This window comes from Methylobacterium oryzae, assembly GCF_021398735.1.
GTDB lineage: Bacteria > Pseudomonadota > Alphaproteobacteria > Rhizobiales > Beijerinckiaceae > Methylobacterium.
In genome coordinates, this window is record NZ_CP090349.1 from 4,709,552 (window position 1) to 4,733,259 (window position 23,708).

21 protein-coding genes are annotated in these 23,708 nt (G+C 71.9%); 12 read left to right on the forward strand and 9 right to left on the reverse strand.

Annotated elements, in window-relative coordinates:
- The first annotated feature begins 8 nt into the window (after window positions 1-8).
- The 9 genes from LXM90_RS22440 to LXM90_RS22480 all read left to right on the forward strand — a co-directional run bounded on the left by LXM90_RS22440 (window position 9) and on the right by LXM90_RS22480 (window position 12,611).
- The gene (locus tag LXM90_RS22440; protein ID WP_020091553.1) at window positions 9-1,097 is read left to right on the forward strand and encodes an acyltransferase family protein; all 1,089 of its coding nucleotides are present in this window, start codon (window positions 9-11) and stop codon (window positions 1,095-1,097) included.
- A gap of 309 nt (window positions 1,098-1,406) precedes the next feature.
- On the forward strand, window positions 1,407-2,576 hold the full coding sequence (locus LXM90_RS22445; RefSeq protein WP_020091552.1) for a glycosyltransferase: 1,170 nt from the start codon (window positions 1,407-1,409) through the stop codon (window positions 2,574-2,576).
- 11 nt (window positions 2,577-2,587) lie between these two features.
- On the forward strand, window positions 2,588-4,783 hold the full coding sequence (locus LXM90_RS22450; RefSeq protein ID WP_020091551.1) for a GumC family protein: 2,196 nt from the start codon (window positions 2,588-2,590) through the stop codon (window positions 4,781-4,783).
- Complete coding sequence (locus LXM90_RS22455) at window positions 4,780-6,006, forward strand: glycosyltransferase (RefSeq protein ID WP_020091550.1); 1,227 nt, start codon at window positions 4,780-4,782, stop codon at window positions 6,004-6,006. Before LXM90_RS22450 ends, LXM90_RS22455 begins: the two co-directional genes overlap by 4 nt.
- Before the next feature lie 44 nt (window positions 6,007-6,050).
- Complete coding sequence (locus LXM90_RS22460; RefSeq protein WP_020091549.1) at window positions 6,051-7,187, forward strand: glycosyltransferase family 4 protein; 1,137 nt, start codon at window positions 6,051-6,053, stop codon at window positions 7,185-7,187.
- On the forward strand, window positions 7,168-8,424 hold the full coding sequence (locus LXM90_RS22465; RefSeq protein ID WP_020091548.1) for a glycosyltransferase family 4 protein: 1,257 nt from the start codon (window positions 7,168-7,170) through the stop codon (window positions 8,422-8,424). Before LXM90_RS22460 ends, LXM90_RS22465 begins: the two co-directional genes overlap by 20 nt.
- Before the next feature lie 110 nt (window positions 8,425-8,534).
- Window positions 8,535-9,758, forward strand: coding sequence for a glycosyltransferase family 4 protein (locus tag LXM90_RS22470; RefSeq protein ID WP_026604684.1), 1,224 nt, complete (start codon window positions 8,535-8,537; stop codon window positions 9,756-9,758).
- On the forward strand, window positions 9,755-11,266 hold the full coding sequence (locus tag LXM90_RS22475; protein ID WP_020091546.1) for a lipopolysaccharide biosynthesis protein: 1,512 nt from the start codon (window positions 9,755-9,757) through the stop codon (window positions 11,264-11,266). Before LXM90_RS22470 ends, LXM90_RS22475 begins: the two co-directional genes overlap by 4 nt.
- A 115-nt stretch (window positions 11,267-11,381) precedes the next feature.
- Window positions 11,382-12,611 carry an O-antigen ligase family protein gene (locus LXM90_RS22480; RefSeq protein ID WP_234081058.1) on the forward strand — a complete coding sequence of 410 codons (1,230 nt, stop codon included), beginning with the start codon at window positions 11,382-11,384 and terminating at the stop codon, window positions 12,609-12,611.
- A gap of 38 nt (window positions 12,612-12,649) precedes the next feature.
- On the opposite strand, the gene LXM90_RS22485 is transcribed toward LXM90_RS22480, so the two are convergent.
- The 8 genes from LXM90_RS22485 to mdcA form a co-directional block, all read right to left on the reverse strand.
- On the reverse strand, window positions 12,650-14,131 hold the full coding sequence (locus LXM90_RS22485) for an aldehyde dehydrogenase (protein ID WP_020091544.1): 1,482 nt from the start codon (window positions 14,129-14,131) through the stop codon (window positions 12,650-12,652).
- A gap of 68 nt (window positions 14,132-14,199) precedes the next feature.
- Window positions 14,200-15,183 (reverse strand): GDP-mannose 4,6-dehydratase, encoded by a 984-nt coding sequence (gene gmd, locus LXM90_RS22490; protein WP_020091543.1) that lies wholly within the window; start codon window positions 15,181-15,183, stop codon window positions 14,200-14,202.
- A gap of 176 nt (window positions 15,184-15,359) precedes the next feature.
- Window positions 15,360-16,286: an acyltransferase domain-containing protein gene (locus LXM90_RS22495; RefSeq protein ID WP_020091542.1), complete on the reverse strand. Its 927-nt coding sequence runs from the start codon at window positions 16,284-16,286 to the stop codon at window positions 15,360-15,362.
- Window positions 16,283-16,942 (reverse strand): malonate decarboxylase holo-[acyl-carrier-protein] synthase, encoded by a 660-nt coding sequence (mdcG, locus tag LXM90_RS22500; RefSeq protein ID WP_020091541.1) that lies wholly within the window; start codon window positions 16,940-16,942, stop codon window positions 16,283-16,285. Before mdcG ends, LXM90_RS22495 begins: the two co-directional genes overlap by 4 nt.
- Window positions 16,935-17,651 (reverse strand): biotin-independent malonate decarboxylase subunit gamma, encoded by a 717-nt coding sequence (mdcE, locus tag LXM90_RS22505; protein ID WP_020091540.1) that lies wholly within the window; start codon window positions 17,649-17,651, stop codon window positions 16,935-16,937. The genes mdcG and mdcE overlap by 8 nt, the downstream gene beginning before the upstream one ends.
- Window positions 17,638-18,567 carry a biotin-independent malonate decarboxylase subunit beta gene (locus LXM90_RS22510; RefSeq protein ID WP_020091539.1) on the reverse strand — a complete coding sequence of 310 codons (930 nt, stop codon included), beginning with the start codon at window positions 18,565-18,567 and terminating at the stop codon, window positions 17,638-17,640. The genes mdcE and LXM90_RS22510 overlap by 14 nt, the downstream gene beginning before the upstream one ends.
- A 2-nt stretch (window positions 18,568-18,569) precedes the next feature.
- The gene (mdcC, locus tag LXM90_RS22515; protein ID WP_042671880.1) at window positions 18,570-18,878 is read right to left on the reverse strand and encodes a malonate decarboxylase acyl carrier protein; all 309 of its coding nucleotides are present in this window, start codon (window positions 18,876-18,878) and stop codon (window positions 18,570-18,572) included.
- Between the two features lie 38 nt (window positions 18,879-18,916).
- Window positions 18,917-20,563, reverse strand: a complete 1,647-nt coding sequence (gene mdcA, locus LXM90_RS22520; protein WP_020091537.1) for a malonate decarboxylase subunit alpha — start codon at window positions 20,561-20,563, stop codon at window positions 18,917-18,919.
- A 227-nt stretch (window positions 20,564-20,790) separates the two neighbouring features.
- Here mdcA and madL point away from each other — a divergent pair, with 227 nt between their 5' ends.
- From madL to LXM90_RS22535, 3 genes are all read left to right on the forward strand, one after another.
- Complete coding sequence (gene madL / locus LXM90_RS22525; RefSeq protein WP_042671878.1) at window positions 20,791-21,222, forward strand: malonate transporter subunit MadL; 432 nt, start codon at window positions 20,791-20,793, stop codon at window positions 21,220-21,222.
- Window positions 21,223-21,239: 17 nt separating this feature from the next.
- Entirely contained in the window at window positions 21,240-22,004 is a 765-nt protein-coding gene (gene madM / locus LXM90_RS22530) for a malonate transporter subunit MadM (RefSeq protein WP_026604683.1), read from the forward strand.
- 122 nt (window positions 22,005-22,126) lie between these two features.
- Window positions 22,127-22,795 carry a GntR family transcriptional regulator gene (locus LXM90_RS22535; RefSeq protein WP_020091534.1) on the forward strand — a complete coding sequence of 223 codons (669 nt, stop codon included), beginning with the start codon at window positions 22,127-22,129 and terminating at the stop codon, window positions 22,793-22,795.
- A 15-nt stretch (window positions 22,796-22,810) separates the two neighbouring features.
- Here LXM90_RS22535 and LXM90_RS22540 read toward each other — a convergent pair whose 3' ends face one another.
- The gene (locus LXM90_RS22540; RefSeq protein ID WP_020091533.1) at window positions 22,811-23,695 is read right to left on the reverse strand and encodes an NmrA family NAD(P)-binding protein; all 885 of its coding nucleotides are present in this window, start codon (window positions 23,693-23,695) and stop codon (window positions 22,811-22,813) included.
- Window positions 23,696-23,708: the final 13 nt, after the last annotated feature.

Sequence of the window (23,708 nt, forward strand, 5' to 3'; positions counted from 1 at the left end):
GGCGCGCGATGATCTACAACCTCCAAATCCTGCGCGCCGTCGCCTCGTACCTCGTCTTCCTCACGCATTTCGGCCTCTACATCGGCCCCGTGCTGCCGAGACCGGATCTGCTCGCCTTCGGCGCGAGCGGGGTCGACGTGTTCTTCGTGCTCTCCGGGTTCATCATGTTCGTGAGCACGAGCGGGCGCCGCGAGAGCCCGGGCGAGTTCCTGCTCCGCCGCGCGTCGCGCGTTGTCCCGGTCTACTGGCTCGTCACGCTCGCCCTGGCGCTCATCGCGCTGACGGGCCTGAAGCCCATCGGGATCGTGGAGATCCGGCCAGATTACGTCGTCCAGTCCCTGCTGTTCCTGCCGTTCTCCCGCGGCGGCTTCGTCGAGCCGCTCAACTCCGTGGGCTGGACACTCAATTACGAGATGTTCTTCTACGTGGTCTTCGCGGCGCTGCTCATGGTGCCGAGACCCGCCTTCCGGGCGTTCGGTGCGGCCGCGATCTTCCTGGCGCTGATCCTGCTCGGATTGCTGCCCGCGTCGAATCTCTACTGGGCGTACTACACGAAGCCGATCCTGATCGAGTTCGCCGCCGGCATCGGGCTGGGATACGCCTACCTGCGGCTCCGGGCGCCGGCCGCGGGCTTCCCGGTCCGGCGCGTGGCGTGCGCGGCCGTCGCGGCCGCTCTTGTGCTCATCCTCGGCGGCCAGATCGTGGCCGACGCGCTCGGCGTCAGCCCCGAGCTGTCCGGCTTCGCGCGCCCGCTGATCTGGGGGTCAGCGGCCGTCCTGATCGTCGGTGCGATGCTGCTGCTGGAGCGGGGCGGCATCGCCCTGAAGTCGCGCTGGCTGCTGTCGCAGGGCAATGCCAGCTATTCCTTCTACCTGGTCCACAACCTGCTGCTGCACAGCGCCGCCAAGATCGCGGCGCTCGTCGTCGCGCCCGGCTTCGCGCGCGCCGCCCTGATCTTCGCGATCGCGTTCCCGGCGGCGGTCGCCGCCGGCGAGTTGCTGTTCCGGTATGTCGAGACGCCGGTGATCGCGGCCCTGCGGCGCCGGCTCGACCGGCGGCCCTCGCCCGATCCCCTGCCCGTTCCGGCCGCTTCGTAGGCCGCGCAGCCGGGCCCCCGCCGCCGGTGTGCCGACCCGGCGCAGCGGGCACCCACGGGGAGTCATGCCGAAGATTGCAGGTCTGAGAACACCCTTCGCTTAACGTTAATTATTGGCAAAAATTAAGTTTACACGCCGCGTCTCTCGTCTAAACAGGCGCTATTTTCGACTGTTGCTGCGGCGGTGACCCCTTTTTTACAGATCACGCTGCTATTACCCTCTCGTGTGTGCCTTGGCCCGCTGTCACCGGCGGGACCGGCAGGACGTAATGCATGGTCCAGCGTCCGGCGCACCGACGAGGAAGCTGTGATGCGTGTCGCGATCGTTCACGACTGGTTGTACATCGTCGGTGGCGCCGAGCGTGTCCTCGAGCAGCTGCTGCGGATCTATCCGGACGCGGATGTCTTCGCGCTCTTCGACTTCCTGCCTGAAGCAGACCGGGCGCGGCTGGGCTACACCCAGGCGCATACGAGCTTCATCCAGCGCATGCCCTTCGCGCGGACGCGGCACCGCAACTACCTGCCGCTGATGCCGCTCGCGATCGAGCAGTTCGACCTGTCGGCCTACGATCTCGTCATCTCGAGCAGCTACGCGGTGGCGAAGGGCGTCCTCACCGGGCCCGACCAGCTCCACGTCTCCTACATCCACTCGCCCATGCGCTACGCCTGGGACATGCAGCACACCTACCTGCGGGAGAGCGGCTGCGACGCGGGCATGAAGAGCGTGCTCGCCCGGCTGATCCTGCACCGGATGCGCGTCTGGGATTTTCGCACGGCGGCCGGTCCCAACGCGATCGTGGCCAACTCCGCTTTCGTCGCCCGCCGCATCCACAAGGTCTACGGCCGCACCGCCGAGGTCATCCACCCGCCGATCACGCTGCCGATCCAGCAGTATGACGGGCCGCGCGGCAACCACTTCCTCGTGGCCAGCCGGCTCGTGCCGTACAAGAACGTCGAGGCGGTGATCCGCGCGTTCGCGCTGCTCCCCGACCTCGAACTCGTGGTGGCGGGCACCGGGCCCGATGCCGCGCGGCTGCGCGAGATCGCGGGGCCGAACGTGTCGTTCTCCGGCTTCGTGCCCGACGCGGAGCTGCGCCACCTCATGGCCACGGCCCGCGCCTTCATCTTCGCGGCCGAGGAGGATTTCGGGATCATCGTGGTCGAGGCCACGTCGGAGGGCACGCCGGTCCTCGCGTTGGGCCGCGGGGGCGCCCGCGAGACGGTCCAGACCCGCGGCCCGCAGCGCACCGGGATGTTCTTCGACACGCCCGAGCCCGTGGCGATCGCCGAGTGCGTCCAGCGCTTCCTGCTGCAGGAGAGCCACTTCACCCGCGAGGCCTGCTGGGCGCAGGCCGAGCTGTTCTCGGCCGAGCTGTTCCGCAGCCGGTTCTCGACCTTCGTCGACGACCAGATGGCGATGCACCGGGCCGCCTGCGAGACGCGCCCGCGGATCCTGCCGCGCCTCGAAGCCGTCGGCTGAGGACGCGCCGCATGTCCTTCCTGACTGTCGATCTGGCCGACCGGACGCCGGTTCGCGCCCTCGCCCAGGAGCCGGCGCGCGGCGGTCCGCTGGCCGCGGCCCTCGCCCGGATCTGGCATCGCCGCTACCTGTTCGCGGCGGTGTTCGCCACCGTCCTCGGCCTCGCCGTGACCGCCCTGCTGATGATCCAGCGGCAATACGTGGCGAGCGGCTCGGTCATCGTGGCCGAGGCGGAACCGGGCGCCAATAACGCCTCGATGGCCTGGATCCAGAAGATCGGCGACCCGGCCGACATCGAGAGCCAGATCCTGGTGATCCGCTCGCCGCGGCTCCTGCGCCTCGCGATCGACGACAACCTGGTCGCCGCGGTGCTGGCCGAGTGCCGCTACGCGGCCACAGGGGGGCATCCCGACCGGATCAGCGAGAAGAAGGACGCCGCCTGCACGAAGCTCACGACCGACCGCAACGCGCTCGTCGACTACCTGCAGAAGCGCTACACGGTCCTGAGCTCCGGTCGCTCGCGCATCATCACCATCGGCTACAAGTCGCCGCTGCCCGAGACGGCGCAGACGATGGCCAACGGCCTGATCAACGCCTTCTTGGATGACCAGCGCGAGGCGCAGGCCTCGAGCCGCAAGGCGGCGGCCGACTGGCTGCACACCGAGATCAGCCAGCTGGACGCCTCGATCCGGGCCGACGAGACCCGCATCCAGACCTTCCGGCGCCGCAAGGGCCTGCTGAAGGGCTCGCTCGCCCCGATCAGCGCGGAGCGGCTCACCAGCATCAGCCAGCAGCTCGCCGCGGCCGAGACCGCCAAGGCGGACGCGGCCGCGCGGCTCTCCGAGATCGAGGCCAAGGGTGCCCGCGGCGCCGACAGCGCCCCGGCCGTCCTGGCAAGCCCGACCATCGTCTCGCTGAAGCAGCAGCTCAGCGGCGTCAGCGCGCAGCTCGCCAACCAGAGCACCCTGCTGGGCGCGAACCACCCGGTGATCCGGGCGCTCGAGACCGAGCAGGCGAGCCTGCGCGCTCGGATCGAGCAGGAGATCGGCAACGTCGCCAAGGGCCTGCGCAAGTCCTACGAGGCTTCGAACGCCCTGGCCAAGTCGCTGCGCGCCCAGCTCGAGACGGCGAAGACCGACGCCGCCGCCGCCATGGACGACGAGGCGTCGATCGAGGGCATGGTGCGCAACGCCGAGATCAAGCGCACCCGCTACGCCGATCTGGTCAAGCGGGCGGGCGAGCTGGAGACCGAGCGGCGCATACTCACCGGCAGCACGCGGCTCGTCAGCCTCGCCGAGCTGCCGCAGGAGCCGTTCTCGCCCAAGGCCGTGCCGTTCCTGGCGGGCGGCATCGTGCTGGCGGGCGTGCTCGCGGCCGCCGCCGCGCTGCTGCGCGACTACACCGACCGGCGCGTGCGCACCTCGGCGCAGCTCATGGCCGGCACCGGCGCCCCGGTCTTCGCGCAGCTGCCGAGCCTGGAGCCCGCCGGCCTCGTCGGCCGCTTCTCCGAGCGGCAGCGCGAGCTCGACCTCGCGGAGGCCCTGGCGCGGGCGCGGGTCGACCCGGTGATGCAGAACGTCCTGCGCAACCTGCACGCCCATCTCGTGCTGGCGGGCGCCTGCAAGTCCCGCGTCATCCTGGTGACTTCGGCGAAGCCGCGGGAGGGCAAGTCGTTCACGGCCTTCGCGCTGGCCGGCATCGGCGCCGCGAGCGGCCGCCGGGTGCTGGTGGTCGAGTGCGACCTGCGGCGGCCGAACTTCGAGGCCTCCCTAGGACTCGGCCGCGGCCCCGGCCTCGGCGGCGTGCTCCGCGGCGAGATCGACCCGGCCGACGTGGTGGTCCAGGCCGGACGCTTCGACGTCATCCCCGCGGGAACGCCGACGGCCGACTCGACCGAGCTCCTGATGGGCGACCGGATGGCCGACTTCCTCAAGTGGAGCCGCCGCTACGACCTCGTCCTCTTGGACACCCCGCCGACCAGCCTCCTGATGGATGCGGCGATGCTGGCCCGCCACGTCGACGGCGTGCTCTGCTGCGCCCGCTACGGGCGCTCGCAGCTCTCCGATACGGTCGAGACCGTGGCGAACCTGCGCCGCGCCGGCGGACACGTCCTCGGGATCGCCATGACGATGGTCCGCCCGGGCATCCAGTCGACCTACGACGTGATGCCGCTGCCCGATCCCCGCACGGCCGCGAGCGCGCGATGACCGAAGTGCTCCCCGCCGACGCGCTCGCGAAGCGCGGCCTCCTGGACCGGGCGCAGGCCGCGCGGTCCGTCGTCGCCGCGCGGCCGCGGGTCCTGTTCGTGAGCCATACCGGAACGATGTCCGGTGCCGAGCTGGTGCTCCGCGACGCAGTCCGGCCTTGGGCGGGCTCCAGCGCCTTCCTGTTCGAGGACGGCGCGCTGACCGCGGCCCTCCGCGACGCGGGTCTGGAGATCCGTCTCGCGCGTCGCCAGTCCGCCCTGGCGGGCCTCCGGCGGGACGTGTCACCGCTGAGCGCGCTCCCGGTCCTGGGCCAGCTCGGCGCCCTGGCGCTGGAGATCGCCCGATCGGCCCGGTCCTGCGACGTGGTCTACGCCAACTCGCAGAAGGCCTTCCTGCTCTCGTCTCTGGCCGCGCGCGCCGCCGGGCGCCCCCTGATCTGGCACCTCCACGACATCCTCGACGGGGCGCATTTCGGCCGGGCGCAGCGCATCCTGCAGATCCGGCTCGCCAATCTCTGCGCCGCCCGGGTGATCGTTCCCTCCGAGGCCGCCGCGCGGGCCTTCGTCCAGGCCGGCGGGCGCCGGTCGCTGATCCGCGTCGTGCCGAACGGCCTCGACGTCGATCCGGCACCCTGCTCCGCCGCCGTTCTGCGCGCGGAACTCGGCCTGCCGGACGGCCCCCTCGTCGGCGTCTTCAGCCGCCTCGCGCCCTGGAAGGGGCAGGACGTTCTGATCGAGGCGCTGGCGACCCTGTCCGGCCTCCGCTGCGTCGTGGTCGGGGCGCCGCTATTCGGCGAGGATGCCTACGCGGCGCACCTGCGCGACCTCGCGGCGCGGCGCGGCCTCTCGGACCGGGTGCTGTTCCTCGGACAGCGCGACGACGTCCCCCGGCTGATGCAGGCGGTCGACGCGGTCGTGCACCCCTCGGTCGATCCCGAACCGTTCGGCCGCACCCTGGTCGAGGCGATGCTGGTCGGCGTGCCGGTGATCGCCACCGACGCCGGCGCGTCCACTGAGATCCTCGACGGCGGCGCGGCCGGGACGCTGGTGCCGCCGCGTCGGTCGGATCGCCTCGCGGCGGCCCTGTCGGCGCTGTTCGCCGATCCCGACGCCTTCAGGGCGCGCGCCGCGCTCGCGCGCGAGCGGGCGCTGTCCCGCTACGGCGCGGAGAGCATGCAGCGCGATCTCGCCGACATCATCCTCCAGGTCGCCGGCCGGGCCTGACGGGCCGGCGATCCCCCTTCCCGTTCGGAGCCGCCAGACCCGCCATGCCGCGCGTCCTCGTCAACATGCCGAGCCAGCATGCCGGTCGGCCGTCGGGCGTCGCGCTCGTCGCCTTCCGGGTGATCGCCGGCCTGGTCGCGCGCGGCACCTTCGCGGTGGTGCTCCGCTCCCCGTGGCGCCGCGACCAGCTGCCGGCGTCGATCCGCGACCGCGTCGAGGTCGTGACGGTGCCGCGGCCGCGGATCATGCTGCTCGACGTCCTGCGCCAGTGCCTCGCCGTCCCGCGGCTGTGCCGCGCCCGCGCCATCGACGTCGTGCTGAACATCGACCCGTACGGGGCGGCCTTCGGCGGCCGCGTCCGCGTCAGCGTGGTGCACGACCTGTATTTCCGCACGCTGCCCGAGCGCGTCCGCTCCCGCGAGGCCCTGACCACCGACCCGATCTTCCGCCTGGTCCTCGGCAACAGCGCCCGGGTAATCGCCGTCTCGGACGCGACACGGCGCGATCTGGAGTACCATTACCCGCGGCTCCGCGGCCGGACGCGCACCGTGCCGTCCGCGGCCATGCTGGACCCATCAGTGGCTTGTTCCGTCGCCGAAGTCCCGGCGGGGCCGTACGTGCTGGCCGTCGGCAACGCCCTCTACAACAAGAACTTCGCGACCCTTGCGCGCGCCGTGGTCGCGCTCGGGAGGCCGGGGATCGGGATCGTCCACGTCGGCGAGGATTCCGACGAGGCCGTCGCCGCCGCAATCGGCGACGCGCCGATCCCCCTGACCCGCCTGTCGGGCATCGGCGACGACAGGCTGGCGGCCCTCTATCGCGGCGCGCTGTGCCTGTGCGTCCCGTCCTTCGCCGAGGGATTCTGCCTGCCCGTTCTGGAGGCGCAGGCCCTTGACTGTCCCGTGATCTGCTCGGACCGCTCCGCGACGCCCGAGATCGCGGGAGCCGGCGCCCTCACCTTCGATCCCGCCGACGCGGCGGCGCTGACCGAGTGCCTGCGCCGCCTGCTGGACGAGCCCAATCTCAGGGACACGCTGATCGCCCGCGGCCGCGACAATGTCCGGCGCTACGACTGGGCCGAGACCGCCCGCCGCTACGAGACACTGCTGCTCGACGCGCTTCAAGACGGCGCGGCGGCGCGTTCCGCCCGGGAGGTGCCGCATGCGCATCCTGCACCTTAGCTCCCTCTACGCACCCGAGCAGGTCGGCGGCGCCGAACTGATGGTCGAGACGCTCGCCCGGACCCAGGCGGATCTCGGCCACAGCGTCGCCGTTGCCTGCGCGGCGCGGACCGAGGGCGGACCGGTCCTGCAGGACGGCGTCACGGTTTACCGGATCGGCTACGGGACGCCGTTCCACATCCTCGATTGGCCGCAGCGCGGGCGGGTCGAGCGCCTCCGCTACAAGGTCGCGGCGCAGTGGAACCGCCACGCCGTCGACCGGATGGAGCGGGCGGTCCGGGACTACGCCCCCGACCTCGTGAACACGCATTCCATCTCCGAGCTACCGCCGGCGCTCTGGCCGATGCTCCGGCGGCTCCGGGTGCCGGTCGTGCACACGCTGCACGACTTCACCAGCCTCTGCACCAACGGCGCGATGGTGCGCCACGGGCGTCCCTGCGCCCGGCAGCATCTCAAGTGCCGCCTCTACGCCGCGCCGCACCGGCGCTGCCAGCGCGCCGTGACGGCAGTCGCCGCCGTGGGCTCGGACATCCTCGACCGCCACCTCGCCGCCGGCCTCTTCGCTCATGTGCCGCCGTCGCTGCGCCGGGTGATCTGGAACCCCATCCCGCCCGGCTCGCCGGTGACGCGGGCGAAGCGGGCGCCCGGCGCGCCGGTCCGGTTCGGCTATCTGGGCCGGATCGAGGGCGCAAAGGGCCTCGACGTCCTCCTCGAGGCCTGCCGGCGCCTGCCGGAAACCGGCTGGCACCTCGCCGTCGCGGGCCGTGCCGTGGACGGGCTGGACCGCTACCGTGCCCTGGCCGAGGGCCTGCCCGTCACCTTCCCGGGCTACGCGGAGCGCGACGCCTTCCTCGACGATCTCGACTGCCTCGTGGTCCCGCCGATCTGGCCCGAGCCCTTCGGCCGGACGGTGGCAGAGGCCTACGGGCGCGGCGTCCCGGTGATCGGCACCGCGACCGGCGGCATCGGCGAGCAGGTCGGGTCCGGCCCCTGGCTGGTCCCGCCCGGCGACGCGCCGGCGCTCGCCGCCGCGATGGCCCGGATCATCGCGGAGCCGGCCCGTCTCGCCGAGGGGCTCGCCCGCGCCGCACGCATCCGCGCCGGCACCGATCCGGTCGCTGTGGCGACCGCCTATCTCGATCTCTACGCCGCGACCCGCGACGCGGCCTCCATCGAACCGCTTCCCGAGCCTTCCGCCCGCGCGGAGCGCCCGCACCTCAGCGAGTGCCGTTCATGATGACCCCCACCCTGTCGTCGAGCTACGCCCGGGTCCTCTCGGAGGAACCCCGCGCCCAGGACCGGGACCGCCCGAGGGATCAGGCGGCCGCGCGCGCGGTGACCGGCCCCCTGCGGATCCTGCATCTCAGCGCCCTCTACCCGCCCTACATCGTGGGCGGCGCCGAGCGCTCGGTGGAGCACCTCGCCGAGGAACTCGTCGCGGCCGGCCACACGGTGGCGGCGGCCTGCATCGCCCGGGAGCCCGAGCCCAAGAGCGTGCGGGGCGGCGTCACCGTCTACCGCATGGCCCACCACAACGATTTCTGGCTCGAGGACTGGCCCCAGGCGAGCCGCTTCGGCCGCGCCTGGGCGAAGCTCAAGCAGCAGTGGAATTTCGCCGTCGCGGCCGAGTTCGGCCGCGTCCTCGACGATTTCCGGCCCGACATCGTGAACACGCACTCGCTGCTCGACGTCTCGACTCTCGTCTGGCGCGAGGCGGCCAAGCGCGGGATCCCGATCGTCCACACGGTCTGCGAGTACGACCTGATCTGCGGCAACGCCGCGATGTTCAGGGACGGCAAGCCGTGCGACCGCTGGCACCTGGGCTGCAAGGTGGTCAACGCCGCCAAGCAGATCACGAACCGGTCGGTGGACGCGGTCGTCAGCGTCGGGACCGAGATCCTCAAGACCCATGTCGGCCACGGGTTGTTCGCGCATCTCGCGCCCGAGCGGCGCCGGGTGATCTTCTATTCCTGCACCGTCCCAGAGGGCGACCCGGAGGCCAGGCGCCGGATCGACCGGACCGGCCAGCCGATGACCTTCGGCTATCTCGGCCGGATCAACAACGAGAAGGGGGTCGGCACGATGATCGACGCCTTCCGGCGGATCGGTCCCGGCGATTGGCGCTGCCTCGTCGCCGGCCACGCGATGGACGACTCGATCGAGCGGTTCAAGGCGCAGGCCGAGGGCCTGCCCATCGACTTCGTCGGCTGGGCGAAACCCGCCGAGTTCCTCAGCGCGATCGACGTGCTCATCGTCCCGTCGTTCTGGGCCGAGCCGTCGCCGCGGACGATCTACGAGGCCTACACGATGGGCGTTCCGGTGATCGGGGCGGGCTCGGGCGGCATCCCCGAGCTGATCGGCGAGGACAATGCCGACTGGCTGTTCACGCCGGGCGACGACGCCGACCTCGCCGCACGGCTGCGGACCGTGATCGCCCGCGGCCGCGGTGACCTGCCGGACGAGCGCGCCTTCCAGCACGTCATCCGCGAATCGACCTCGGAGCGCGTCGCCGAGAAGTACCTCGATCTCTACGCCGAACTCGTTGCCGAGCGTCGGGCGAGCCGCCCGTGAGCGCCGCCGCGCCGGTCCTGTCGGAGGCGGCCGCCGCCGAGGAGGAGCCGGGGCTCGCCTCCGGCGCCGCGGTGACGCGGCGCTCGTTCGACGCCGCGCGCTGGGTGGCGGTGGCCTCGGTCGGCAACGTGGTCCTCAGCTTCGGGGTGTTCCTCGTGCTCGCCCGCCTCATCGGGCCCGCCGAGTTCGGGATGGTGGCGATCGCCGCGGTCTTCATCGACATCCTGCAGATCGTCGCGCGCTGCGGCCTGCCCGACGCGGTGGTCCAGCGCGCCGACCTCGACGAGGACTTCGCCGCCACCGCCTTCTGGGTGATGCTCGCCACGGGTGTCCTGTGCGCCGTGGGCCTCGTGGCCCTGGCCGGCCCGATCGCCTGGATCTTCGACCTGCCAGCGCTGCGGCCGGTCCTGTGCGCGCTCTCCGCCTGTTTCGTCATCACCGCAGCGGGTGCGATCCACGAAGCGCGGCTCCAGCGGAGCTTCGGGTTCCGCAAGCTCGCCCTGCGGGCGCTCGGCGCCAACGTGCTCGGCGGCGCCGCGGCCCTCGTGCTGGCCCTCGACGGCTACGGCGTCTGGAGCCTGGTGGTGCAGCGGCTCGTCGCCGCGACCGCGACCACGCTCCTGACCTGGGCGGCGGCCCGCTGGATTCCGCCGCTGCGGCTGCATCTCGCCTCCGTGCGCGAGCAGATCGCGTTCGGCTCGCGGCTGTTCTGCACCTATCTGCTGCTCGTCGCCTCGATCCGGAGCCAGGAAGTCATCGCGGCCTACTTCCTGTCCGCCACCGATGTCGGCTACCTGCGCCTCGCGTGGCGCTGCATCGACCTCGTGAGCCAGGTCGCGGTCATCCCGCTGACCACGGTCGGGCTGACCACCTACGCGCGCCTCCAGGACCGTCCGGGCGAGCTGGCCGCGGCCTTCCACGGATTCACCGAGGCCTCGGCCTTCCTGGCCGTGCCCGCCTTCTTCGGCATGGCGGCCGTCGCCCCGACCCTCATCCCGTTCCTGTTCGGCGACCAGTGGCACGACGCGGCGCCGGTGCTGCGGACGCTCGCGCTCCTCGCCCCGGAATTCGTCGCCACCTCGATGCTGTGGATGATCTTCACGGCCCTGGGCCGCAACGGCACGGCCCTGCGGCTCGCCGGCGCGCAGTTCGGCCTCGGCGCCGCGGCGGCCCTCGTCACCGCGCCCTTCGGCCTCGCCGCACTGGTCGCCGGGCACGTGGTGCGGGCCTACCTGTTCACGCCCGCGATCGTCGCCAGCGTCGGGCGCGTCGTCCCGGTCACGAACGGGCGGCTCGTGCGGCTCCTCGCGCCGATCACGCTCTGCGCCGGCGCGATGGCCGGGCTGGTGCTGCTCGTCCAGGGGCCGATCCACGCCGCCCTCGGGGACCGGGTCGGCCTGTTCGCGGCGGTCGGAATCGGGATCGCGGCCTATCTGGGCCTCGCCTGGATCTTCATGCGCGGCACGCTCCGCACGGCCGTCGGCCTGGTCCTGAGACGCCCCGCCTGATCTGCACCCTCCGCCAACCTTTGTGGGCGACACTGCCCGCTAGAGGCCGCGGCCGGCGGAGCGTTCATCGGCGGCCGATGCGCGGGGACGGTGCAGGGTGATGGCGGGACAGGCGTTGCCGATCGAGACGCGTGCGCCGGCCGCGTCCCTCCTCGCGGACCGCGTCGCCGTGTTCCTGCTCGGCGCCGCCCTGAACTTCAACGTCCTGACCTCGACCTTCGGGCTGCCGTTCCAGCGCCTGTCCGACCTGCTGCCGTTCCTGCTCATCCCCTGGCTCGGGTTGCGCCGCGCCGTCGTCGCGGAGGCACTGCGGCAGGCCGCGCCCCTCGCCGGCATCCTGGCGCTGATCGCGGCCTCGTTGGTGCTGAAGGCCCACAAGCAGGCGGGCGACGTCTACCTGACCCTCGTCCTGCTGCTCTACGTGGTCCAGGCGTTCATCCTGCTGGTGATGTTCCGCGACCGGCGCGTCGAGGACGCATTCTGCGTCGGCCTGCTCGCCGGAATGCTCGCCTCCCTCGCGGTCCTGCTGCTCGCCGCCTCCGGCATGCCGCTCGACCGGTTCGGACTCGCCGTTCCCACGGACGGGCTCGACGAGGAGCTGAAGCTGTTCGTGCAGGACAAGCAGGGCGGCCTCTGGGCCTCCGGCAACGAGACCGGCCACGTCTTCGCCCTGGCCGGGGCCGCGGCCCTGCTGCTCAGCCTGCGCTATCGCCTGAAGATCGTCTATCTCGCCTACTTCGCGGCCCTCCTGGCGAGCTTCCCGTTCACCAACAACCGCGCCGGCCTGTTCATGCCGATCCTGTTCCTCGGCCTGCTGATGCGGCGGAACCTCAAGGCGCCCGCGGTGCTGGCCGCGCTCGGCGTCCTGGGCGTCCTGCTCGTGGCCTGGGCGGTGACGGGGGAGATCCCGCTGCCGGGGACGCTGTCCCAGGCGATCGAGCGGCGCTTCGCCGAGGACCACAACGTCACGGGCAATTTCGACGAGCGGTTCCTGTCCGGCGTGACCGCGCTCCAGCTGGTCCTCGAGTACCCGTTCGGCGTCGGCGAGGTCGCCCGCCGGGAGGAGCTGCAGGCCCTGACCGGGCTCGTGACACCACACAACGGCTTCGTGTCGCTGGCACTCCAGAGCGGCATCGCCGCGGCGCTGCTGCTCGTCGCCGGCCTCGGGCGGATCCTGCTGGCGCCCGCCGCCTTCGGGCCGTTCCTGACCTACAGCGCGGTGTTCCTGATCCCGTCGCTCATGTTCGAGGAACTGTCGGTCAACCAGTACTTCCTCTTCTTCATGGGCTTCGTCCTGGCATCCCTCGCGCTGCCACCGGACCGCGCCCAATCGACCCCGGATTAGGGACCGCGCCGCCACGGATCGCGGCGCGGCCCGCGGGCTCAGCGCATGACGAAGGGGTTCTCCGGGGCGTCGCGGCTCGTGGAGATCCAGACGCTCTTGGTCTCCAGGTACTCGCGGATCGACTCGATGCCGCTCTCGCGGCCGATGCCCGAGCGCTTCATGCCGCCGAACGGCATCATGTAGCTCACCGCCCGGTAAGTGTTCACCCAGACGGTGCCGGCCCGCAGACCCTTCGACATGCGCATCGCGCGGCCGATATCCTGGGTCCAGACACCCGCCGCGAGCCCGTAGATCACGTCGTTGCCGACCCTCAGCGCCTCGGCCTCGTCCTCGAAGCCGATGATCGACAGCACCGGGCCGAACACCTCCTCCTGGGCGATGCGCATGTCGTTGGTGACGCCCGTGAAGATCGTCGGCTCGACGAACTGGCCGCCGAGCACGCCGGGTCCGGAGGCGGGGTTGCCGCCGAAGACGCAGCGCGCGCCCTCGCTCTTGGCGAGCGCGATGTAGTCGAGCACCTTCGTGTACTGGGGCGGCGTCGTGATCGGCCCGATATTGGTGTCGGCCTGCATCGGGTCGCCGAGCTTGGCGGTGCGGGCCAGCTCGATCAGGCGCTCGGTGAATTCCTGGCGGATGCTGTTCTGCACCAGCAGGCGCGAGCCGGCGATGCAGGTCTGCCCGGTGGCCGCGAAGATGCCCGAGATCGCCCCCGCGGCGGCGGCCTTCAGGTCGGCATCGGCGAAGACGATGTTGGGCGATTTCCCGCCTAGCTCCAGGGAGACGCGCTTGATCTGCCGGGCGGCGGCCTCGTAGACTTTCGCGCCGGTGACGTCCGAGCCCGTGAAGGTGATCTTGGCGACGTCGGGATGCTCGACGATGGCGGTGCCGGCCTCGCCGCCGTAGCCGGTGACGACGTTGAACATGCCGTCGGGCAGCCCGGCCTCCTTGGTCAGGCGGGCGAATTCCAGCGTGCTCGCGGAGGCGAACTCGGACGGCTTCACCACGACCGCGCAGCCCGCCGCGAGCGCGGGCGCGCATTTCCAGGCGACGAACAGGAGCGGCGAGTTCCACGCCGTCAGCGCCCCGACCACGCCTACGGGCTCGTGCCGGGTGAACGCGAAGGTCTCGGGCTTGTCGATCGGCACCTGCGCGCCCTCGACCTTGTCGGCGAGCCCCGCGTAGTACCACCACCATTCCGGCTGGTAGCGGGTCTGGCCGTACATCTCGGCGAAGAGCTTGCCGTTGTCGCGGACCTCGATCTCGGCCAGCGCCTTGGCCTCGCGCTCGACGAGATCGCCGATCCGGCGCAGGACCTTGCCGCGGGCCGAGGCCGTCATGATCGCCCAGGGTCCGTCCCACATGGCGCGCTTGGCCGCGGCTACCGCCCGGTCGACGTCGGCGCGCCCAGCGCGCGGGATCCGCGCCCAGGGCTCGCCGCGATAGGGGTCGATGGACTCGAACCACGAGCCCTCGACCGGATCGACGGACTGGCCGTCGATGTAGAGCTGGTAGGTCTTCACGGCGCGCCTCTCCGTCCGGGGATGCGCGCCATATGGATCCGGAGCCCGCTCGCGGCGAGCCCGACGGCTCAGGCGTTGGCGCTGAGGCGCTTGATGTCGGCGTCGACCATCTCGGTGATCAGCGCCTCGAGGCTGGTCTCGGCCTCCCAGCCGAACGTCGCCTTGGCCTTGGCGGGGTTGCCCAGCAGCACCTCGACCTCCGCCGGCCGGAACAGCGCCGGGTCGACGATCAGGTGGTCGTCCACCTTCAGGCCGACATGCTTGAACGCGATCTCGCACATGTCCCGCACGGTCGTGGTCCGGCCGGTGGCGATCACGTAATCGTCCGGGCGGTCCTGCTGCAGCATCAGCCACATCGCCTGCACGTAGTCCCGGGCGTGGCCCCAGTCGCGCTTGGCGTCGATGTTGCCCAACCGCAGCTCCTTCTGCTTCCCGAGCTTGATCCGCGCCACCGCGTCGGTGACCTTGCGGGTGACGAACTCGACGCCGCGCAGCGGGCTCTCGTGGTTGAACAGGATGCCGTTCGACGCGTGCAGCCCGAAGCTCTCGCGGTAGTTGATGGTCATCCAGTGCGCGTACAGCTTGGCCACGCCGTAGGGCGAACGCGGGTAGAACGGCGTCGACTCGCTCTGCTTGGCCTCCTGGATCAGGCCGAACATCTCCGAGGTCGAGGCCTGGTAGTAGCGCGCCTGGGGCGCCGCCGAGCGCAGGCATTCCAGCATGTGCACCGCGCCGAGGCCGGTCACCTGCCCGGTGAGCAGCGGCTGCTGCCAGGACGAGGTCACGAACGACTGGGCGGCGAGGTTGTAGATCTCGTCGGGCTTCGTGGCCTGGACGATGCGCAGCAGGGCGGACTGGTCGAGCAGGTTGCCGTCGACCAGCTCGACGTCGTCGGTGATGCCGAGCCACTTCAACCGGTGGTCGAAGACTCCGGCGTGGCTGGAGCGCCGCACGATGCCGGTGACGGCGTAGCCCTTCTGCAGGAGCAGCTGCGCCAGATACGCGCCGTCCTGGCCCGTCACACCCGTGATCAGCGCTCGCTTGGCCGTCATGAACCCGTCCCGTCCCGAAGATGCCCGGCTGCTACGACCGCAACGGGCCGCGCGTCAAGGCGATGTGTCGACATCAGTATTGCGCCAAGCAAGCGGAGCCGGAGCGGCACATCGCCAGACTAGCGTCGCAACTCGACAGCCATCTGCAATGGTCATGCGACCCCAGTGCGGCACGGCTAAGGTCGCGCGAGCCAGTCCGCCACGCCGTCGAGCGAGCGGAATTCCTCGACGGCGTGGACGCGCGCCGCCGGGAGGGCGGCCCGGGCCATGGTGGCGAGGGCGTGGCCCGGCCCGAGCTCGAGGACGCGGTCCGCGCCGTACTCGCGGCACGCCTCCAGGCAGGCGGCCCAGTCGATCGTGCGCGAGATCTGGAGGGCCAGCTTCCCGCGACCCTCGGCATCCCGAAACACCGTGCTCCCGTCCAGCCCGCTGAGCAGCCGGGGCGCTCCGGGCGGCGGGCGGCGCGGCGGCACCGCGGCGAGCGCGTCCCGGAATGCGACCGTCGCGGCGTCGAGCAGGGGCGTGTGCGACGGCGTGTGAACGGGCAGGACCACGGCGCGCTGCGCGCCCGCGCCGGTCGCCTCCCGGCACAGCACCTCCAGCGCCGCGCGCGGACCGCCGACGACGCCGCTGTCGGCCGCGTTGCGGATGGCGAGGTGACAGCCGTGGCGCGCCGCGAGATCCGCGAGCCTGTCGAGGCTCAGGCCGCGGACGCCCGCCAGCCCGAACCCCGCGCCGGAGGCGGCATCCATGGCCTCCGCGCGCCGCGCGGCCAGGGCGAGGACGTCCGCAGGATCGAGGCGTCCGGCCACGCCCCAGGCGGCGAGATCGCCGATGCTGTACCCGGCCACGATCGACCGGTCCGGCATCGCCCCGACCAGGGCCCGCCACGCCGCCAGGGCGGCGACGCAGCACAGGATCTGGCCGGTCCGATTGGCGGTCAGGGTGTCGCCGCCGGCGCGCGCCAGGTCGCGCGGGTCGGCGCCGTCGAGGAGCGGTCTGGCGGCCGCGAACACGTCCTGGGCGGCTGGATGATCGGCCGTCAGGTCGAACATCGCCGGGTGCTGGCCGCCCTGGCCGGAGAGGAGGATCGCGAGGGTCATGCCGGGGGCGCGCCCCTCAGGCCCGCGACCGGCCGCAGGACCAGCCGGTCCAGGCTCTTGGCGAGCACCGAGCCGTCCTCCGGCGCGTCGCGCAGCTCGCGCCAGTGCAGGTCGGCGCCGTCCGGCAACTGGATCTCGCCGTCGATGCCCATCGGCGCCGTCTCCGCCGCGGCGGCGATGCCGTCGAGAAGGTTGACCGGCACCGGTGGTGGGCACGGCCAGAGCAGGTCGAGATCGGAGCTGGCGCTCAGGTAGGTTAGGCCGGTGACCGCCTGCCAGAGCAGGCTGCCGAAGGGGCGCGGCACGAGGCCGTGCCGCCGGCCGAGCGCCGTCAGGGCGTCGAGGCTCGGGCCCCAGGCCGCCGGCGCGCGAGTGGCGGCCTGGGCGAGGGTCACCACCGGTGCGGGCGCCAGCGCCGATGCCGGCAGCGCTAGCCCGATCCGCCGCTTGCCGTCCGCGGGCGGCAGCGGCAGGCCGAGCGGCACCGCGTCGCCGGTCTCTCCGGGGACGCGGCGGCGGACGATCAGCGGCCGGCCCGCAGCGGCCCAGCCGTCGAGATGGGGGACGGCGCCGAGGTCGGGCCGGTCCGCGCGCCACGCCGCCCAGGCCGCCGGATCGACCCGGACGAGGTCGTGGCGTCGGAACGGCTCAGCCAAGACGGGCTTGGTCGGCCACGGCCGCCGCGACGGTGCGGGCGACCGGGCGACCGCCTCGCTCGGCGCCCAGCCGGTCGCGGATATCCTCCGCCGGCAGGGTATCGATCACCGCGCGGATCTGGCCCTCCAGGGACAGGTCCGGGTTTAGAACCACGTGGACGGCGCCGGTCGCCACCATGTTGTCGAGGCCGGGCGCGAAGACGGGCGTCGACTTCGCCATGTCCTTCAGCGTGTCGAGCGGCAGCTTGGTCACCCGGGCGACGGACGGCAGGTCCATCACGCTCGGGTTCGCCCCGGGCAGGGCCGCGAGGACCCGCGTCGCGAGGGCCGTGGCGATGAAGGCGCCGGCGGCCGAGTGGCCATAGATCAACCCGATCGTCGGATGGCCCGCCCGGTCCGCGAGGAGCAGCGCCTTGGCGAGATGCGCGAGGCACTCGTTGAGACCCAGCAACTCGTCGCGGCGGCTCATGCGCTGGCTGTCGGAATCCACCGCCACGAGGATCGGCGCGCGGTCGCCAACCCGGACGGCGTCGAGCACGGCGCGCGACAGGACCAGCGCCCCGTCGACGCCCAGGGGCGTGTCGCCGTCGACGCCGACCACGTGCATCCGGCCGTCCGCGAAGGGGCCGGTCCCGGTCACGAGGCCGTCGCGCACCGCCACCGCGTGTCCTCGCGGGAACAGGGAGGCGAGGATCTCAGCGAGCGTCATGGTCGGCCTCCGGGCTCCGGGCCACGGTCTCGTCGAAGGCGGGCGTGTCCATCGCCGGCACCGCGTCGGGATCGTTCACGCCGAGGCGCGCCCAGACCTCGGTGGCGTCGCGGCAATCGCCGAATCGCTCGATCCGGGCCTTCAGGCGCGCCTGCTCGGCGTCCAGGGTCGCCAGATCGAAGGCCGGCGCTCGGCCGACGAGGTCGCGGGCGGCCGCGCGGAAGGCCGCGACCGTGTCGGCGCAGAAGGCGTCGGCGCCCCCGATCAGACGACGGTGCTTGCCACCCATGGTCCGCCAGACCAGAGCGCGGTCGCGGGAATCGAACTCCTCGGCGCCCTTGTTGGTCTCGATCACCTCGGGGCCGGAGACCGAGATGCGCCCGCTCTCCGACACGGCGAGCCGCGAGCAGGTGCCGGCGATGAGGCCGCCGCCGCCGTAGCAGCCGGCCCGCCCGCCGATCAGCCCGACGACCGGGATGCCGGCCGCGCGGACGTCGACGATGGCCCGCATGGTCTCGGCGATGGCCGTCTCGCCGGCATTGGCCTCCTGAAGGCGGACGCCGCCGGTGTCGAACAAGATAAGGACCGCCTTCGGCTTCAGCTCCAGGGCCGCGCGGAGCAGGCCGACCAGCTTGCCGCCGTGCACCTCGCCGAAGGCGCCGCCCATGAAGCGGCCCTCCTGGGCGGCGACCAGGACCGGGTCGCCGTCGAGGCGCGCGCTCCCGACCACGATACCGTCGTCGAAGGCGCGGGGCAGGTCGAAGAGCGGCAGGTGCGGGCTCATCCGCCGCTCGGTTGGCGGCAGGAACTCGCGGAAGCTTCCCGGATCGGTGAGCGCCAGCACGCGCTGGCGGGCGGTGGCCTCGTACCAGCTCAGGGCGTCCGGATCGAAGCGCGCGGCGCGGTCGGCAGCCATGGTCAGGCCTCCATCAGCCGCGCGCCCTGGAGCAGGCGCAGCGACACGGTGTCGGGGCGAGCGCCGCCGTCGTTGATGCTGATGCGGAGGCCGCCCGGCTGCGCCCGGGCAACGAAATCGGCCACCACCGCCTCCCAGACGTCGCCGTAGCCGGCGATCGGGGTCTCGATGGCCACCTCGCAGGCATCCGGCGGCAGCACCCGCTCCAGCAGGATCTCCAGGTTGCCGGAGGCGACGACGCCGGTGATCGCACTCGGCGCCGAGCCGGCCAGCGGCTTCCTGGTGGTGTGGCGGAAGGTCAGGGATTCCATCGCCGGCTCCTCGGGTGCGGATACGTCATCGCGCGACGCTACCAGTTCCGGAAGCGGGCGGGCGGCTCGTAGAGCCCGCCGGACCAGTGCACGAGATCCTTGATCGACTTCGCGGCGAGCAGTGCGCGGTCGGCGTCGAGCGGCTCGATGCCCAGATCCTCCGGGCGTCGGATGACGCCCCGGGCGCGCAGCTCCTCGACCTTCGCCCGGTCTCGACCGCGACCGACCTCGGTGTAGCCGGCCACGCCCCGGATCGCCTGCTCGCGCTCGTCGGCGTCGCGGCAGAGCAGGAGGTTGGCGATGCCTTCCTCGGTGACGATGTGAGTGACGTCGTCCGCATAGATCATGACCGGCGCCAGCTCGAGGCCGATCTTTTTGGCCAGTTCGAGGGCGTCGAGCTTCTCCACGAAGGTCGGCACCAGCTTGTCGCCGAAGGTCTCGACGAGCTGCACGACGAGCTTGCGCCCGCGCATCAGTGCCGGATCGCCGACGATCTGGCCCTCGCGGCCGGCCTTCATCCAGGCGTCGGAGGGGTGGCGTCGTCCGTGCGGGTCCGACCCCATGTTGGGCGCCCCGCCGAAGCCCGCCACCCGCGACTGGGTGATGGTCGAGGAATGGCCCATCAGGTCGATCTGCAGGGTCGCGCCGATGAACATGTCGCAGGCGTAGAGGCCGGCGGTCTGGCAGAAGGCCCGGTTCGAGCGCAGGCTCCCGTCGGCGCCGGTGAAGAAGACGTCCGGCCGCTCGCGGATGTAGCGGTCCATCCCGACCTCGGAGCCGAAGCAGTGAACCTGCTTGACCCATCCGGACTCGATCGCCGGGATCAGGGTCGGGTGCGGATTCAGCGCCCAGTGCGTGGCGATCTTGCCCTTGAGGCCGAGCTTCTCGCCGTAGGTCGGCAGCAGCAGCTCGATCGCGGCCGTGCCGAACCCGATGCCGTGGTTGAGCCGCTTGATGCCGTACTCCGCGTAGATGCCCTTGATCGCCATCATGGCGATCAGGATCTGCGTCTCGGTCATCGCCGCCGGGTCGCGGGTGAAGAGCGGCTCCACGTAGAAGGGCCTGTCGGCCTCGACCACGAAGTCGATCCGGTCGCCCGGGATGTCGACTCGCGGGACCGCGTCGACGATCTCGTTGACCTGCGCGACCACGACGCCGTTCTTGAAGGCGGTCGCCTCCACGACGGTCGGCGTGTCCTCGGTGTTCGGCCCCGTATACAGGTTGCCGTTCCGGTCGGCCGAGACGCCGGCGATCAGCGCCACGTTGGGCGTCAGGTCGACGAAGTAGCGGGCGAACAGCTCCAGGTAGGTGTGCACCGCCCCGAGCTCGATCTGGCCGCCGTAGAGCATCTTGGCGATGCGGGCGCCCTGCGGGCCCGAATACGAGTAGTCGAGCCGCTTCGCGATCCCGGTCTCGAACACGTCGAGGTGCTCGGGCAGCACGATTCCCGACTGGACCATGTGCAGGTCGTGGACCTTCCCGGGATCGCAGGCGCTCAGGCCGCGGGCGAGGCAGTCGGCCTGCTTCTGGTTGTCGCCCTCGAGGCAGACACGGTCGCCGGGCCGCAGGATGGCCTCCAGGAGGTCGACCACGGCTCCGGCCGGCACGACCTTGCCGTCCGCATGGGCGCGCCCCGCCGCGATCCGCGCGTCGCGCGCCTGCCTCTCACCGCGCCACTCGCCCATCCGCGTGCTCCCACCGGTGTACCGAACGTCATATAGCGGGCGCTCTGGTATTCTCAAACCCTTCTCTATCACAGTTTCGTATACGGGATTGCGCACCTGTCAATATCTTGCATACTTTCACCAACGGCCCCCGAGGCCGATCCGGGAGGGCAACGCGCTATGTCGCACGCGTCCATACGGCCGTCGGATGCGGCCGGAAGAGCCGCTTCCTGGAAGGGGCAACGCCGATGATCGTCCTCGGTGTCGCCCTGCTCGCCGCCTGCACGCTGGTCGGCGTGTATCTCGGCGATCTCCTCGGCCTGGCCCTCGGCGTGAAGGCCAATGTCGGCGGCGTCGGCATCGCCATGATCCTGCTCATCGCCGCGCGCCTGTGGCTGTCCCGCCGGGGCCGCCTGACGAAGGGCGTTCAGTTCGGCGTCGAGTTCTGGGCGGGGATGTACATCCCGATCGTGGTCGCCATGGCGGCCCAGCAGAACGTCGTCGCCGCCGTGAGCGGCGGCCCGATCGTGCTGATCGCCGCGACCGGCTCCCTGGTCCTGTGCTTCGGCGCGGTCGCCCTGCTGAGCCGGATCGGCCGGCGCGATCCCGGCGGCGGCCCCGTCGAGCACGGCGGATCCGTGATCGACGGCGACGCCGACCCCATCGCCAGGAAGGGATGATCGCCATGGGACCCGACATCTGGCACGGCATCGAGCACGTCTTCGTCGAGCAGAGCCTCGTGGCCGCCTTCGCGGTGGTCGGCGCGCTGATCCTGGTCTCGAACTTCGCCGCCAAGCACCTGACCAACGGCCGGGTCCACGGCTCCGCGATCGCGATCGTGCTCGGTCTGGTGCTCGCCTATGTCGGCGGGCTCTACACGGGCGGGAAGAAGGGCCTCGCCGACATCCCGGCGCTCGCCGGGATCGGCCTCATGGGCGGGGCGATGCTGCGCGACTTCGCCATCGTCGCCACCGCCTTCGAGGTGGACGTGATCGAGGCGCGGCGCGCGGGCCTGCTGGGTGTCCTGGCGCTGGCGCTGGGCACGATCCTGCCGTTCATCGTCGGCACCCTGACCGCCGTGGCTTTCGGCTATCACGACGCGGTCTCGATCACGACGATCGGCGCCGGGGCGATCACCTACATCGTCGGGCCCGTCACCGGCGCGGCGATCGGCGCGGATTCCACCGTGATGGCGCTGTCCATCGCCACCGGAGTGACCAAGGCGGTGATGGTGATGGTCGGAACGCCCCTGGTCGCCCGGCTGATCGGCCTCGACAACCCGCGCTCGGCCATGGCGTATGGCGGCCTGATGGGTACGGTCAGCGGAGTCGCCGGGGGCCTCGCGGCGACGGATCCGAAGCTCGTCCCCTACGGCGCACTGACGGCGACGTTCCACACCGGCATCGGTTGCCTCGTCGGACCGTCGATCCTGTTCCTGACGGTGCGGGCCCTGGTCGGCTGACGCGTCGGCTCACCGGCTTCCCGGCCGAACAGCGGATCCGCACGCGCGGATTAGGGTATGGTCCCGCATCGTCTTCCCGAGGACGGGCAGGCGCCGCTCAGGGGACGATCGAGGAACGGCGGATGCACGGCGACTTCCAGAAGATCGACAGCGGGCTGCTCTCGGACCGGATCCGCGACGCGCTCACCGACGCCATCGCGTCGGGGACGATCGCGGCCGGTACGGCCCTCGACGAGCAGAACCTCGCCGATCGCTACGGCGCATCGCGCACGCCCGTCCGTGAGGCGCTGCGCCAGCTCGCGGCCTCGGGCCTCGTGGAGATCCGGCCCCGGCGGGGCGTGGTGGTGGCGCGCCTGACGCCGCAGCGGATCGCCGACATGTTCGAGACGACCGCCGAGATCGAGGCGATGTGCGCCCGGCTGGCCACCTACCGGATGACGCCCCTCGAGCGCGGGGAGCTGATGGAGCTCCACGAGGAATCCGCCAAGGCGGTCGAGGCGGGCGACGTCGACGCCTACGACCGATTCAACCGCGCCTTCCACGAGGCACTCTACACGGCGACGCACAACGGCTTCATGGCCGAGCAGGCCCTGGCGATCCGCGAGCGGCTGGCCGCGTTCCGGCGCACGCAGCTCCGCCACGCCGACCGGATCCGCCGCTCGCGGGAGGAGCACGGCGAGATCCTGTCGGCCATCGCAGAGGGGGACGGCGAGACGGCCGCCCGTCGCATGCGCGCCCACATGCTCAGGGCCGCGGCGGCGCTGGGGCGCTACATCGCCGAGACGGAGTGACGGGCCGGCGCGGGTTCAGAGCCGCGCGACGGCGTCGCGCACCGTGGACCGGTAGGGCGTCGTCGGCCTGCCGATCAGCGCGCTCAGCTGACGCGTGTCGTCGTTGAGGGCGCCGCGGGCCGCGGCCGCGTCCGAGTCGGCGAGCAGCGCCGCGAAGTCCGCCGGCATCCCGGCGCCGACCAGCGCCGCGCGGTATTCGGCCTGCGGCAGATCGCGGTACGTGACCGGCTTGCCGGCGGCCGCAGCGATCGCCGCGGCGAACTCGGTCAGCGTGTAGGCCTCGTCGCCCGCCAGCTCGTAGACGCGGCCGCCCTGCCCGTCGCCGGTGAGAACCGCCGCCGCCGCCGCGGCGTAATCCGCCCGCGCCGCCGAAGCGATCCGCGCGTCGCCCGCGCAGCCGAGGACGGCCCCATGGGCGAGCGCCGGCGCGATGCCGGCGGCGTAGTTCTCCGTGTACCAGCCGTTGCGCAACACCACGAACGGCACGCCGGAGGCTTCGAGCAGATGCTCGGTCCGACGATGCTCCTCGGCCAGGGCGAGGGCCGACGTGTCGGCGCGCAAAACACTCGTGTAAGCGATCAGGCCGGCACCGACCCGCTTGGCGCTGTCGATGACGTTGCGATGCTGCGCCACGCGCCGGCCGATCTCGCTGGACGAGATCAGCAGGAGACGCTGGATGCCCTCGAGCGCCGCGTCCAGGCTCGTCGGGTCCGCGTAGTCGGCCCGTCGGACCGCGACGCCGAGGCTTCGCAGGCTCCGTGCAGCCTCGCCCTCGGTGTCGCGCGCGCCGGCCATCACCGCGCTGGCCGGTACGCGATGCAGAAGCGCCGCGACGACTTGGCGGCCGAGTTGGCCCGTGGCGCCGGTCACGAAGTAGGTCGGCTGACTGGTCGAGCTCATGCTGGCTCCTCAT